The organism is Leptospira kirschneri serovar Cynopteri str. 3522 CT, assembly GCF_000243695.2.
GTDB classification, from domain to species: Bacteria; Spirochaetota; Leptospiria; order Leptospirales; family Leptospiraceae; genus Leptospira; species Leptospira kirschneri.
Genome location: NZ_AHMN02000011.1, coordinates 207,137 through 221,948, shown reverse-complemented (window position 1 = coordinate 221,948; position 14,812 = coordinate 207,137). Strand labels below are relative to the sequence as shown.

Sequence of the window (14,812 nt, the reverse complement as noted above, 5' to 3'; positions counted from 1 at the left end):
ATTGTAAATAAATCATTAAACTTAAATCCATCAAAAATCAATTCCAAAGTGGTTTTGTATTTTTTTAAATAAATTCATTTTCTATTCTAATTTTTTCTACTGAGAAACCAGTGCAACTGGAATATTAGAAAAATCTGATTTTCCTGTAAAGTCTGAATCGCTTCTACTACTCAGAACCGTTAAATAGAACTTTTCGAATCCTATTATAATGTGGGTTCGGTATAAAATGCGAAAGCGATTATTATGCTGCAAAAGCAGCTCTGAGTTTTTTATTCGCCCAGATTTTCTTACGTCAAACTCACGTTATTATAAGATTCTGTAAATTGTGGGAACTACCTCATTTTTTATACAAGACCAAACGCGCTATAATGATAGGAAAACGTATATCCATCACAAGAATCCCTTTTATGAATTCATTCTTCCATAGAAATTAAATAACTTGAGTTCAGCATAAGAAAATAAAAAAGAATTTTCTAAATATGAGTTCCTACAATTTTAGAATTGGTTCGTAAAATCGTGATTTGCAGTAGTTCCCACACTTAAGGTGGTACAACCTGTAAAGTTTCAAATTCCAACTTTTTCAGAAAAATAAATCATAAATGAACTCACGTTAAAAAGCGTAAGTTCATTCAAAAATTTCTGAACTAAAAGAAAAATGAAACGTAATCCGTGGGAACTATTACAAAAAAGTATATTCACAATGTGACGTAATTTGTGGGAACTACTTCCATAGACCCAGGTTTGACAGTTAAATTCTGGAAATGTAGGAACTACCACTGTCAAAAATTCGCAATGCGGTTCTATCTGTGGGAACTCATATAAAATCCAATAAACTTGCATCCAAATCAAGTCGGAACCACTGTATATTAGAAATCTTTAAATTTTGAATCGTAATCCCACATTTTTTACAAAATATCAATCGTTAGAGATCAAACGAACAACACAGGTCGGATCTCGAACAGAAATCCCACGTCCATAGTTTGACACCAAATTACTATTTTGGATCAAAACCAAGGATTCGGGTTGGACGTTTCTTTTTTTTCAGATATAGTCTTTGAACTCTCTCCTTTTTGACACATTTTAAGAATTCTTCGGAATGAAAGAGATTGACAAGAATTTGAGAATGATTTAATTTAACCAATAGGTTAATTAACCATATGGTTCAACAAGAAGTAGAAACAGATCAATTGAGCCTCACTTTTGCAGCCTTAGCGGACCCAACCCGTCGTAAAATTCTGGCAACTCTTCGTTATGGAGAGGTCACCGTAAAACAACTTGCGGAACCTTTTGCGATCAGTTTGCCTGCGATCACAAAACACCTCAAAGTGTTGGAAAAAGCAGGGCTTATTTCCAGAAGCCGTGAAGCTCAATGGAGACCCTCCCGTTTAGAAGCGGGACCTTTGAAAGAAGCAGCAGACTGGATTGACGAATATCGTCAGATGTGGGAAGCAAGACTCGATCGTCTGGACGAATACTTACGAGAACTACAGCAAAAAGAATCACAACAAAAAAAGGAAAACAAATTATGAATCAGGAAAAAATTAAAACCATCATCTATTGGATTGTAACCACTCTGATCGCGGCTAACTACGCGTTTGCTAGTTACGCCTATTTCAATCGCGGACCGGAAGTAGTTACCGGAATGACTCAACTCGGTTATCCAATGTATTTTATAACCATTCTTGGAGTTTGGAAATTGCTGGGTGCAATCGCCATCACGATTCCACGTTTTCCTCTTCTGAAAGAATGGGCTTATGCAGGAATGTTTTTTAATCTTACCTCGGCTTCGATTTCCAATGCGGCAGCCGGAATGGAAACCATACATGTCATACTTCCCATGGTCGCTTTAGTTCTAGTAGCCTTGTCTTGGGCCTTACGCCCTGCATCCAGAAGACTGGAAGGAATCTGGCATTTATAATAAAATTATACTTTAAGAATATTCCATTTTATTAATTTATCATTAAACTCTATGTTAAATAATAAATGCAAAAAAGTGCAAGGAGAACGATATGAAAGATACAACAAACCAAACTAAAGACGAATTGGTGATTACTCGGATTTTCAACGCGCCCAGAGAAACCGTTTTTGATGCCTGGACGATCCCGGAGCAATTGACTCGATGGTGGGGGCCCAAAGGTTTTACATCTCCGGTATGTAAGATCGATTTTAAAGTGGGAGGTAAATATCTTTTCTGTATGCGTTCTTCCGAAGGACAAGATTTTTGGTCCACCGGAGTTTATAAAGAAATCGTCAGACCCGAAAAAATCGTCCAAACGGATAATTTTGCGGACAAAAATGGCAATGTCGTTCCCGCTTCCGCTTATGGAATCCAAGGAGATTGGTCCGAGTCTATTTTAGTCACCCTTATCTTTGAAGATCATCAAGGAAAAACAAAACTGACCCTACATCATACGGGTATTCCAGCCGGAGAAATAAGAGAGATGACCAATGCGAGCTGGAACGAATCTCTAGACAAACTAGAATCGACTCTTAAATGATCGATTCGAATACAACCAAAGTTTGTCTTACCGATTCCGGATTGTTGGGTATTTTTGATTTTGGTGAGAACCGGCTTCTTAAATATAAATTAACCGCATCCTGTCATATCAGTATTCAGTAAACTTTAAAAAGTGAAGAACCAAATTCTACTATATAAAGTCAGATAAATCTTAGGATAAACTTTAAATACAAAAAATTGAATATTCTAAAAATGAAATTATTGATTCAAATCATTCTTTCGTTTTTAAATCTGAAATAAATTTAGTATTTACTAAAAGGAGCCATGATGAACGCAACTAACACTTCAACTTCGGATAGAGAAATTCGCGCAACCCGAACCTTTGACGCACCTAGAGACCTCGTTTTTAAAATGTGGACGGACCCGGAACACGTCATTCATTGGTGGGGACCGAAAGGTTTTACAAATACGTTCGAAACCATGGACGTCAGACCTGGCGGTATTTGGAAGTTCATAATGCACGGTCCAGACGGTACGGATTATCCAAATCTGATTGTTTTTTTAGAAGTAGTTCGTCCAGAAAAACTAGTCTATAAACACGGCTCCGATATGAAAGATCATCCCGGAGATTTTCACGTTACTGTTCTTTTTTCGGAACAAGGCGGAAAAACCATCTTGGATATGACTATGCTTTTCAACACGGCCCAACAACGGAACGAAACTGTTGAGAAATACGGCGCTATCGAAGGTCTCAATCAAACTATGGATCGTTTGGTGGAATACCTGGCAAAACAGAAAGGTTAAAAACTATATTAGGAGAATTTTATGTCAAAGTCAAAAATGATCGTTTTATCAGTGTTAGCTGTATTTGCAGCTTTAGTTATAGTACTTGTCGCAGTTGCTTCCACGAAACCGGCAGATTTCCGTTTCGAAAGAACACTAAACATAAAGGCACAACCCGAAAAAATTTTTACTTTCGTTAATGATTATCATAATTGGCCTTCTTGGTCTCCTTGGGAAAAACTAGATCCAGAAATGAAACGGTCTTACAGCGGCGCGTCTATCGGTTTAGGTTCCGTTTACGAATGGGAAGGAAATAGCGAAGTAAGAAAAGGACGTATGGAAATTATAGAATCAAATTCACCTTCCAACATCAAAATGAAATTAGACTTTATTTCTCCTTTTGAAGCGCATAATACCGCCGAATTTACGTTTGTAGCCAAAGACGGTAAAACTAACGTCACCTGGGCGATGTATGGACCGAACGCCTTTATTTCCAAATTGATGGGACTATTTTGGGATATGGATCAGATGATCGGAAAAGATTTTGAAACCGGTTTAAATAATATCAAAACGATCGTAGAAGAAAAATAAGTACGACCGATTTTAAAATTTTGTATATCAAGAATTTTTAATGTTTCTACTTTCACTAAAGAAAATGTAATGCAATTCTTAAAGTTGTAGGTGAATGGATCAAAACAACCTTTGCAGAAATTAAAACTTTTAGAGAAAGTTTCAGAGGGATTTACCGAAACTTTGGATTCACTAAAAAATGTTTATCTAAAGTTTCAAATTTCTATCAACACGATCTTAGAAAAATCTAACATTTACAACTTAGGAGAATTAAAATTAGGAGAATGAATATGTCCAACCAAACGATAGTCGCTTCGGATCGTGAAATTGTCAGTATTCGTGTTGTCAACGCCTCTCGAGAAATTGTTTTCAAAGCCTGGACCGATCCACAACATCTACGGTTGTGGTGGGGACCAAATGGTTTTACAAATACGTTTCACGAATTCGACTTAAAACCAGGAGGCCACTGGCGTTTTACAATGTATGGTCCAGACGGCACGAATTATCCAAATCACAGCGTTTTTGTAGAAATTATAAAACCGGAAAAGCTCGTATTCGATCACATTTCTGGACACGTTTTTAGAGTTACTACAACTTTTGAAGAAGAATCACCTAATAATACAAAGGTGACATTTCGTATGCTGTTTGAATCTCTTCAAGAATTTGAAAAGGCTAAAAAATACGTAATTGAAGGGAACGAACAAAACTTTGACAGATTAGAAGCAGAACTTAAGAGAATGATTAATTAGTATTTCAAAAACTTCTAATTAATCTAAAACGATGAGTGGACTGAAAGGTTATACGATTGTTCCCCACAAAATTGAGCATCTGCAAATGTTGCGACAAAATATCGGTTAACGCGTTTTTTGGTATAATCCAATGCGAAAGCAATTGATGGCGGGAACTCAGCAAAATACTTTCCTGAACTCAATGTATCGCGGATCGTGTTTTAGGGCAATCGAAGTAACTAAAACCGTCCACTCTCTATGGATCGTTCGACAGATCGAGTTCTATAACAAATTGAATTTAGGAAAAGATTTTGTTCCTTCGATTTGTTGATCGTACCTGAAAGCGCGATTCGGTAATCGCCGAATTTGTACTGATTTTCTTTCGACAAATTTACTTTATTGAAGTGTAAACGATTGATACCTTATATATTAGTTTTAAGTAAAACTTTAAATGTGGGAACTCTCCAATTGCAAAAAGCCTATAAAATGGTCAAGAGACGTAATCTGTGGGAACTACCACGTTTGATTTAGGTTTGAAAAGTAATTGATCTTAAGATTTTAGAAACAAATTCCAAAATCGTTTTTGAAACGAATTCTGGTTTAATACAAGGATACACGAAAATGCTATCAAAAATAAACAGTAAGATTTTACTAAAATGTAAAACTTCTTACAGATTACGACTATTCCAAACAGAATTAATAACTTCTTTAAAGGAAATCCTACATTCTAGTTTTTTGAATAAACTTATAGTATTATTTTTAAGAGTCTCTATAGTAAAAACCGTTTCAAAAACAATTCGATTATAGCAACAAAGATGAATAAAATTACCAAAATTGTTTTTTCAAAAACTTTAGAAAAGGTAAAATTGAAAATTATATATTAGTTTATAATAATTTTATAAAATAAGTAATTAAGTTTAAAAACAAAAAGGTAAAGATTATGGCGATTTTCGGAAGTTTCAGTTTAGCCTCTATACCCATTGAACAAAAACTTACAGATGAAGTTAGAATTTTGATAAATTCTATCGTGTTTAAAACTCTGTTCTAAGAAATTCAAAATCGAATGAATTTGATTCAAACAAAAATATTCCGATCTGGCAACGTACTACTCTATTATCAACCTCTATAAGAAGAATCAAAATGAACCCCACAAACACAAATCTGGCCAGTAAAAAAGAATGGATCGGTCTTGCTGTAATTGCACTTCCTTGTCTGCTTTACGCTATGGATCTAACCGTACTTTACTTAGCCGTACCTCACCTTACCGAAGATCTAAAACCTACCGGTTCCCAACTTTTATGGATCGTAGACATCTACGGCTTTTTAGTAGCCGGTTTTTTAGTCACCATGGGCACGTTAGGCGATCGTATCGGAAGAAGAAAACTTCTCATGATAGGCGCGGCATCGTTTGGGATCGCTTCCGTTCTGGCGGCGTTCTCCAAAAGTGCGGAAATGTTAATCGCAACCAGAGCCTTATTAGGTATTACAGCAGCAACCTTGGCTCCATCTACTCTATCACTAATTCGTAATATGTTTTTAGACACAAATCAAAGAACGGTCGCAATCGGAATCTGGGGAACTAGTTTTTCTATCGGTGGAGCAATTGGTCCTTTAATCGGGGGATTACTTTTAGAACATTTTTGGTGGGGCTCCGTTTTTCTACTGAGTGTTCCAGTTATGATTCTTCTTTTAATCGTAGGCCCTAAACTTCTTCCCGAATTCAAAGATCCAAACGCAGGAAGTTTAGACATTCCTAGCGTGATACTCTCTTTGAGTTCAGTTTTGAGTATCATATACGGATTTAAACGAATCGCTGAAAACGGCTGGGAAATTCTTTCATTCCTTCTTATCTTTAGCGGTCTTCTGATCGGAACATTTTTTATCCGAAGACAACAAAACCTCAAAGATCCTTTAATCGATCTTAGGTTGTTTAAAGTTCCCGCCTTCAGCGCCGCTCTGATCGCCAACTCATTGACCATTTTTGTCGGGTTGGGTAGTTTTTTGTTTCTAGCCCAATACCTACAATTGGTTCTCGGCTTATCGCCGTTAGTTGCAGGATTTTGGACTCTCCCTTCGGCCGCCGGAAACGTAATTGGTTCTCTTGCGGTTCCTATGTTAGTTAGAAAAATTCGCCCAATCATTGTAGTATCTGGAGGTCTCGTTCTCAATATCATCGGACTCGCCTTCTACGCGTTAATCGAAGCTGATTCGGGTCTTACTTATGTGGTAATCGGTTCCGTTATCATATCTTTGGGAATTTGTTCTGTGGTCATTTTAGGTACGGATCTAATCGTAGGCTCCGCGCCTCCAGAAAGAGCAGGAGCCGCAGCCTCTATTTCGGAAACCAGCGTCGAATTCGGCGGAGTTTTAGGAATCGCCGTTTTAGGAAGTATCGGGACTGCGGTTTATAAAAATCGTATGAACGGCTTGACTTTTAATGGAATTTCCCCGGAGTCGATGGAATCCGCCAAAGGTACATTAGGCGCTGCGGTCGCAGTCGCTAAAGAATTACCAGAAGATATTGCACTCTCTCTATTGTATTCCGCCAAACATGCATTTACCGATTCGTTTCAATTGGTTTCGATCATTTGTGCGGTGATTTCCTTCGTATTGGCAGTTACCATTTTTATGATGCGTAAAAGTTTAGAAAAAGAAGAAGGATTATAAACGTAGTTGAAAGAAATCTATTAAATTAATTAGAATATATTAATATAACTACTGATAGCTATATAATAGACTACCTAGTCTTTTGCGTCGAAATAAGACTTTGCGATAGAAATTCACGGTATTCAATTTTACGGAAATCAATAAGTTGTAAGTCATCTCAAAAATAGTTTAGTGTCTTAGTGCAAACATTAATATAATATTTTTGAGATGATGTTCGGAAAAACTTTATAAAATTAATTTTTAATTCTGATCACAGTCATCAAACAGCGGTTTTTTGCAGAGATTCGACTTTAAGATCATTATCTTTAGATTTTATAAAAAGTTCGCTTTTAAAAAAACAACAAGAGTAGAAAATTAACGATAAATTAGATCGTCTTTCCAATCTCTTTCAGGTTTTGTATTCAATCTTACTTTGAAAGTTTCCCTTAAGTTGTAAGTTTTATTCCAAAGATATAAATATCCATTCCAATTGCCACCATCCCAAATTGTAAGATAATAGTAATCCAACGTATTTCCATCATAATCTTTGAATACAATCCTACTTCCGTCTTTTATACACTCTTCTTCATCTATAACATGAATCTGTAAATTATTGGAAGCATCGTTAAATTTAGGATAGTAAGCATAGTTGCCCCCACCTCCTCCGAGCCACCAATTCCAATAATAATTTAGATAATAAGAAGGTTCAATCCGAGTATATCCGCTTTTAAGACAATCGGTATTGGATTTAGGATCGTCTTCCTGCAACAAATTAAACTTTGTAAATTCAGTTTCATCCGATGCGTTTACTTGTAACCATCCATTTGCTTGTTCAGGATCGGCTTGAATTTTTTTTCCAGTTGCTACCGATTCAAAAGATACTTGGTCGTATTTTCTTCTATGTGCAGATTGAGTTGGAGTATTAGAATCTGCATAAGTAAAACCGTAAACAGGATAACGATCAGAAAACTCATAACCCGTATATCCTACAACGTTCCAAGTAGTCGGGGTGATGGGATCATACGCCAAATTTTGCCAAACTTGAGGTTTGAAATGAGTTCCTACAACAAATATATATTCCAAATAGCTGGATACCTGTGGTGCACCACTGGTGTAAGAGGCAATTGCGTTTTTTTTAGGATCCCAAGTAAAAGAAATTCCTGCGTAATGAGGTTCATCTACACCTAATATCATTAGAATATCTTGATATTCTGTACTACCTCTATTTACGTTAAAACTCCCCGCCAAAAATATAGTTTCATTTTTTGGCACTTGTTTTAAATTGATAAAATTTTTAATCTCAACGAATTGATGTTTTCTTGCATTTTGACCCAAATCAGAACAAGAAGTATTTTGAACATCAGTTCCAATGATATGATATTTGCGACCGTGTTTGTTAATTTTTACGTAAACAAATCCTTTGTTATAATAGTAGTCGTTTCCACATCCGTGATTTTCAAAAACGTATTGTATCTTTTCTTCGATAGGCCATTTGCTTAAGACAATCACTCCTCCATTATAATCGTTATCGAGCGGAAAAGCTCTAAAATCACCTAGAGTTTGATCCCAACCGTGTGTAGCCCTTCCGATGACATCGATTTGATTTGGATATTGAGAGCGAAGTCCATTCATAAGTATATTTTTCGATTTTGTATCAAAAACTCCTTCCAATACGAGCACATCCTGATCTTTAACATATTTTGAATATGCAAATAATTGCGCCCTTTTCTCTTGACCCCAGTTTCCGGAATTAAAAAGTCCTTTATGATACATAAAAAGATTGTAACTTAGAATTTTTATCTCCTCTTCCGAAGATGCTTGAACTTCAGTTCTCGCTCTTTCCGCACTTATATTCGTAAATTGAATATTCGATTCTTTTGAAATAAGCAAAAAATACATTAGTAAATTTGCATGTACATTTTGTCTATCCGGTAGACAATTCAAAAAGAACAAAAAGAGACAATAAAAACCTATTAAAGATTTAGATTTTTTGTATGTATTTTGCATTCCATCACTTTTTTTTCGAAAAATATTCCGCATTTTTTAAACCTCGTTAATAATTGATTTCCTAGATTTTGAGACGCAATATCAAAAAAGATAGACTTTTTTACGAAAAAATTTCAAAAGCGAAAAGCAAATCTATTACTCAAGCAGTACTTGGTGCATAATTTATTTTTAATTCCAATTAAATAAATATTCTTTTATATTCAAAATTATTAATATTTTATTAATATAAAAACCAATTCTTATAAAAAGTGATTATCGTAAATTTTCATTACAAAGTGATATTTCAACACAAAACACTGGGATTTTATTTTATAACTTGTCTCGGAACCTAAAAACTACAAGGATTTGATAAATAGGGAATTACTACTTATAACTAATAAAGTACCTAATATTTTAACGTGAGTTCGACGTAAGAAAATTGGGCGAATAATAAGCTCAGGTGCAACGCCTCTCTACGAATCGCAGCATAATAATCGCTTTCGCATTTGTTACGCCCTGCTCACGTTATTTTACATAGAATCAGCGTTTTGTGATAGAATAACGGTACTCAATTTTATAGAGATCAGTAAAAGTTCTCAAACGACCAAATAAGACGTAATCAATTGGAATTTCAGTATTTTATTAGAATTTTCTAAAGTACCTCTTTATATAATAGTTTTTGAGTAATTTTATAGGGATCAGTTATAAAATCATGGTAGTTCCCACATTTTAGGAATCGATCTGTAAAGTTCAGATTCTAACTTTTTTCAGAAAAGTGAATGATGACCGAACACACGTTAGTTACTATAGAAATTTGATAAACAAAATATTCTGATTTTCTAAAATGCGAAAACCCATACTTTTTTATAGAATATTTTTGTTTTCAATGAAATTTTTTCACTTCAGAAACCGAAGCAACCTTATCGAAAACAAACTATAAAAATAGTTTCATTGAATTTTAAGAGCAAAATTCAACTCATTCGCGACTCAAAGAACCAAAGTGATGGTATTCACCGAAAAGCTCGATTGAATTAACAACAGAACTCTACCTTTAATCGCAGTTTGAAGGCAGGACAATAATCAAAAAAAATACTTTATATTTTTAGAACATAATAAAATGAACAAGTTTAAATTTAGAAAACGTCTATGAAAGAATTTTTAACCCTTGTAATATTTGTAAAATAACAATTTCATACAAAAGTTTTTAAGTACTAAATTTTACTTAACGTTCACTCGTTGATATTATCAAGGTAAATTAATTTCCAACCGGTCTTAGTATATGTAAATCCGTAAACGACAGGTTCCTCATCTGGTGCCCCGTTTCTCATTTTACAACTAACAATATATTCTTTCGTTCTTTCCGGATCTGCAACCGGCTGTTTTTCTTTTTGAAAACATTCTTTTGCATCGGCTTGCCGAGAAAAAATTTCATCATAACGTTTTAAAAACTCTTTCTTATTCTTAATTTGAGCATATCCATACGGCATTTTAATCGGGAACCGAGACAAACTCGCCAACTTCTCTGGATCATTTTTGAGAACCGCATCTTTAAATTCCTTCCAGAAAGCAGAAATAGAAACGCCACTTTGGGATTTTATAATTTTAGGACTTATAAAAAAAACACCTAACAATATAAAAATGAAAAACCATTCATTTTTTGTTTTTCTATTTTGATTCATATATCCTTCTTTATGATTACATAGGTAAATCATTTTCATCATTAACGTCAAGATTTTTGTCTTCCAGTTTTATTGTTACTATTCGAACAATATTAGAATTGTTGAAAAATTAATTCTTGATCTGTTTCCGCTGTATTGAAATGGACAATGGAAGCAGTTTTGTTGATCCCATTTTTCAAAAACTTTATTATAAATTTGTACAAAAAATTAGAATATAAGATATACTTCAAATACGCAAAGAAATAAAAACAATTATAACAAACGGTTTGAAAGTGGATTGTGTTACGAATCCAGCTTTTCTTTTTTTCTTTCTTTGGACTCCGTTTTTCCCACGTAATTGGCTAACACCAAAAGTATTCCCCCTAAAAACGCTGACCAAAACCCAGGCACGGATAAGGTTTCCGGAAACCAATCCCCTATGATTAAGATCACCCAAGCGTTGATGATCAATCCGATCAGACCTAAACTTAGATAATAGAATACGATTCCGATTCCAAGAGTCATAACGATTAGTATGAACCTTAGAATTGCATTGAGAATTACAAAGGCAACTACTACGATTAGAGAATTGAGCCAGCCGCCAACTACGTGAAAATCGGGATGAATGAGCGGAAATACAAACTCCACTACGAGTGACATTAAAATCAGAGAAAATAAAAAATGAATCATAAAAGTTTAAATATATAAATCTATATTGTTGCCGATTGAAGAAGGTGGAGACCCTGGAGAAACCACCGAAACGTCCGGGCTTTTTGTTTGATTGTCCTGTGTAGCCACAATCTCCCTCGGAGAAGAGCCGGTTGTCGCAGGTGCAATCGAATCCGAAAAAAGAATCTGTCTTGATCCCACTGCCATGTATGACATCGTATTTACTCCTTCTAGGATATTATAGAAAAGTTCTAGAAGTCTTTAAAGGAAAATTAGAAAATTCTCGCAAAAAATTTACCCGTTTATTTGGGTTCATAAGTTTAATTGCGTCCACATTTGTAGCCTACAGAAATTCAAGCAATACGTTCAATTCGTTTTTTACGTAATATCTATAACTATCCTGAATCATATAATAAAGTGTTCAATCCAATAGTTTATACTTCAATAATATGAACTCTACGTAATAAAATCCAGGCAATCCACGTTAAACGGCACGTTTGCAATAAACATTTGGTGTTCAATTTTATAGGAACTCATAATGTGAATTTAATTTCAAATTTGTAATTCTTATAACTTTAAGAAATTAGAATATTTTGTATGTACAGTTAACCAAGAAAGTACCAAAAAATATTTTAGAATCCGTGAGAAATACCGTCAAAATTTTTGTCCGAAAACACCGGTCACAATTCCACCATACCAGCTAAACAAATTCACTTTGGAAAAAAAAGAACGAAAGTAAGGTTCATCCGAAAGAATATTACCAAAAGTAGAAATTGAATTTGCCAGATATTTATTTTTCACAAACGGATAAGAAAATAATCTTCCGATCAGAGGAAGTAAATATACGAAATAAAATTTCCAGAAAATATAAATGAAACCCACTGGTTCGGATAATTCTACAAAAACGAAAGTACCGGAAGGTTTTAAAATTCTATACACTTCCGAAATTAAAAGATTCCTTTGTTCAGGTAAAAGGCTTTTTAATCCGAAAGTACAACAAACCGCGTCACAATAATTAGAAGGAACAGAACAAGCCAAAACGTTTTCTGTAATATAAAGAATATTCTCATTTCCAAAACGATCTCGCGCACGTCCAATCATACGACTAGAAACGTCCAAACCTATGATTTTTTTACAACGGAAATATTTTCTTAAAATTCCAATATTTTGCCCGTTCCCACACATTAAATCACAAATAACATCATCCCCTAAAAGATTCAAAATGCCAAGAGAACGTTTTCGAATCCGATTCGCAAGGCCCAGAGAGAGTAATTCTATAAAACCGTAACTTTCTGAAAAAAGGTCAAAAAATCTCTTTTGATTTATAACTTTACTTAATAATATCATATTTTACTTATGCATTTAATTTTTTAATGCAATTTTTTTTAAATTTCAATTATCTCTCAATCTTAATCGGCTTTAGAATTCATTCAAAAATATACAATAGAGTTGTTGAAAAATTTTTTAGTTTAAATTAACAAAACTGCTTCAATCGACCGTTTTTATGAAACAGAAGAAAATAGAGAATTAATTTTTCAAAAACTCCAATAGAATTATCTAAAATTTCGCCTAAAACGAAAAATACTTTCAAAATTTATGGTATTCTAATATATAGAATCAATAAAATAATCTCATTTTTGTTCGATTTTATTTTTAATCTTAGTCAATACATGATGATGAATTTCGTTTATTAAATAATCTTCCCATAATTTCCAATAAAATTTCGGACCTAGGCTATTCACGTATTCCGTCTTAGCAATTACTTTAGTTTTGTTTTCAGAGACTTCTATCAGACGAAATTCTCCGAATACTGCCCAAACTTTACCTCGAATATGTTTCGGTTCCACTTCTCCGTACAAAGAAGTTTCTTTCATGGTGACCTGTGGTTCAGGAAATGAGAATGAAAACCTTTCCAGATTTTCAAAAGAATCCACGTTAGCCGATGTTGTCCCATTTGTGTAATTGCAAAATAGAAAAAGTTTTCCATTTTGTTCCACGATTCTCATAGAAGCCGGATAAGAGATTCCGTTACGAAGGAAAAAATTTTCCGCCTCTCCAAATTCAAACGGAGAAATAATATGCTTCCAAACTTCTTTTTTAGAAGCGTTGATTTCGATTGATGTTTGAACTTTTTGTTTCTCTAAATTTCGATCATTCCGATCGTAAATATACGCGGACACGTTGAAACATAGTACTATTAAAATTACTAAATACTTGGACAAATTTTTCATGTAGATATAGGAACCAATCAAAGCTCCGATAAAAATTAGAAGAAAAGCAATTGGAAACGCCATTAAAATACAGATCAAACCTTCTTTTCCGAAAATTAGAAACACGAAAATGGAAAAACCAGCAGATAAGATCGTAACAATCCCTACATATATAAGTTCCTTTTTTGTTGTAAGAGTTTTTGCGAAAATAAAAAGCAAATGAAACTCCATCAAAAGTCCTATCGAAAATGGAAATGCGATAAAAAGAACTGTTCCATATTCTCCGTTCAAAGCCCAGAAAGGAGCAGTAAGTAAAAACAACAAAGACATTGTCCCAAATATGCAAAAAGTGACGACGGCTTTGGTCATATTTTTTGTTTTAGAAATTGGGTCCGACTCCATAAAGTTCTCCTAAATCCAAATTTTTAGAAAAATACGTTTTCTACCGATCTTTTTTGAAAAACTCGGATGTAATCTATTTCTAAATTACACTTTTTTTAAAAAGTATAAATCGATTTCTTTTTTAAAGATTTTTGAATTTGAAATCTTATTAATATTTTGTCTACATTATTTTTGAACACGTTCAAAAATAATTTCAAACTGATTATTTTAAATATGAGTTTGGCTGAGAATAACTAAGAAAATTTTTCTAAAAGTAAAAGCCCTACAACTTTAGAATTTGATCTGTGAAATTGCGATTTGTGGTAACTCCCACATTTCAAAATTTTACCGTAAAATATAGATTTATAGTAGCTCCCACAGATTAAGTTACATAATAAATTTTTAAACATTCATTTTTTATGATTCAAGTTAGGAGTTCCAAATTTATTTTTATGGAAAAATCAGATTTTTATAAAACGAATCCTTACACCGAATTCACGTTATTTTAAACATAAATTCGTCTGAGAAAAATTTTCTAAAAGTATGAATTCCTACAACTTTAGAATTTGATCTGTGAAATTGCGATTTGTGAGAGTTCCTACATTTTAGGAATTGGTCTGTAAAATCGTGATTTGTGAGAGTTCCTACATTTTAGATTCTTGAAATAAGTTCTAAGATCTTGTCCCAAAACCTCATAATGTGGGAACTACTACGAAAATTGAA

13 protein-coding genes and 2 pseudogenes are annotated in these 14,812 nt (G+C 33.9%); 9 read left to right on the top strand and 6 right to left on the bottom strand.

All coding sequences use genetic code 11. From position 1 onward, the window contains the following. Positions 1–1,157: 1,157 nt before the first annotated feature. The 9 genes and pseudogenes from LEP1GSC049_RS212680 (at position 1,158) to LEP1GSC049_RS212710 (ending at position 7,206) form a co-directional block, all read left to right on the top strand. Positions 1,158–1,529 carry an ArsR/SmtB family transcription factor gene (locus LEP1GSC049_RS212680; RefSeq protein ID WP_004753367.1) on the top strand — a complete coding sequence of 124 codons (372 nt, stop codon included), beginning with the start codon at positions 1,158–1,160 and terminating at the stop codon, positions 1,527–1,529. Beyond that, positions 1,526–1,918 (top strand): DoxX family protein, encoded by a 393-nt coding sequence (locus LEP1GSC049_RS212685; RefSeq protein WP_004753063.1) that lies wholly within the window; start codon positions 1,526–1,528, stop codon positions 1,916–1,918. The genes LEP1GSC049_RS212680 and LEP1GSC049_RS212685 overlap by 4 nt, the downstream gene beginning before the upstream one ends. A gap of 91 nt (positions 1,919–2,009) precedes the next feature. After that, the gene (locus LEP1GSC049_RS212690; RefSeq protein ID WP_016560937.1) at positions 2,010–2,498 is read left to right on the top strand and encodes an SRPBCC family protein; all 489 of its coding nucleotides are present in this window, start codon (positions 2,010–2,012) and stop codon (positions 2,496–2,498) included. A gap of 287 nt (positions 2,499–2,785) precedes the next feature. Then, positions 2,786–3,262: an SRPBCC family protein gene (locus LEP1GSC049_RS212695; protein ID WP_004753104.1), complete on the top strand. Its 477-nt coding sequence runs from the start codon at positions 2,786–2,788 to the stop codon at positions 3,260–3,262. A gap of 21 nt (positions 3,263–3,283) precedes the next feature. Then, positions 3,284–3,832 carry an SRPBCC family protein gene (locus LEP1GSC049_RS212700; protein WP_016560931.1) on the top strand — a complete coding sequence of 183 codons (549 nt, stop codon included), beginning with the start codon at positions 3,284–3,286 and terminating at the stop codon, positions 3,830–3,832. A 263-nt stretch (positions 3,833–4,095) separates the two neighbouring features. Next, positions 4,096–4,560, top strand: a complete 465-nt coding sequence (locus LEP1GSC049_RS212705; protein ID WP_016748459.1) for an SRPBCC family protein — start codon at positions 4,096–4,098, stop codon at positions 4,558–4,560. Between the two features lie 600 nt (positions 4,561–5,160). Continuing rightward, positions 5,161–5,362 (top strand): annotated as a pseudogene (locus tag LEP1GSC049_RS2000000228825) (hypothetical protein). Next, positions 5,331–5,668, top strand: a pseudogene (locus LEP1GSC049_RS2000000229130) (dihydrofolate reductase family protein); the annotation flags it as partial. The pseudogenes LEP1GSC049_RS2000000228825 and LEP1GSC049_RS2000000229130, both read left to right, overlap by 32 nt. Positions 5,669–5,679: 11 nt before the next feature. After that, the gene (locus LEP1GSC049_RS212710; RefSeq protein ID WP_016560993.1) at positions 5,680–7,206 is read left to right on the top strand and encodes an MFS transporter; all 1,527 of its coding nucleotides are present in this window, start codon (positions 5,680–5,682) and stop codon (positions 7,204–7,206) included. 354 nt (positions 7,207–7,560) lie between these two features. Here the strand turns inward: LEP1GSC049_RS212710 and sph are convergent, their stop codons facing one another. The 6 genes from sph to LEP1GSC049_RS212740 all read right to left on the bottom strand — a co-directional run bounded on the left by sph (position 7,561) and on the right by LEP1GSC049_RS212740 (position 14,110). Then, positions 7,561–9,225, bottom strand: a complete 1,665-nt coding sequence (sph, locus tag LEP1GSC049_RS212715; RefSeq protein WP_016560957.1) for a sphingomyelin phosphodiesterase — start codon at positions 9,223–9,225, stop codon at positions 7,561–7,563. Between the two features lie 1,175 nt (positions 9,226–10,400). After that, entirely contained in the window at positions 10,401–10,850 is a 450-nt protein-coding gene (locus LEP1GSC049_RS212720; RefSeq protein WP_004753391.1) for a hypothetical protein, read from the bottom strand. A gap of 282 nt (positions 10,851–11,132) precedes the next feature. Then, positions 11,133–11,519: a phage holin family protein gene (locus LEP1GSC049_RS212725; RefSeq protein ID WP_004753370.1), complete on the bottom strand. Its 387-nt coding sequence runs from the start codon at positions 11,517–11,519 to the stop codon at positions 11,133–11,135. Between the two features lie 6 nt (positions 11,520–11,525). Further along, positions 11,526–11,714, bottom strand: coding sequence for a hypothetical protein (locus LEP1GSC049_RS212730; RefSeq protein ID WP_000121146.1), 189 nt, complete (start codon positions 11,712–11,714; stop codon positions 11,526–11,528). A gap of 438 nt (positions 11,715–12,152) precedes the next feature. Continuing rightward, positions 12,153–12,845, bottom strand: a complete 693-nt coding sequence (locus LEP1GSC049_RS212735; protein WP_004753144.1) for a class I SAM-dependent methyltransferase — start codon at positions 12,843–12,845, stop codon at positions 12,153–12,155. 284 nt (positions 12,846–13,129) lie between these two features. Beyond that, positions 13,130–14,110, bottom strand: coding sequence for a hypothetical protein (locus LEP1GSC049_RS212740; RefSeq protein WP_016560916.1), 981 nt, complete (start codon positions 14,108–14,110; stop codon positions 13,130–13,132). Positions 14,111–14,812 lie beyond the last annotated feature (702 nt).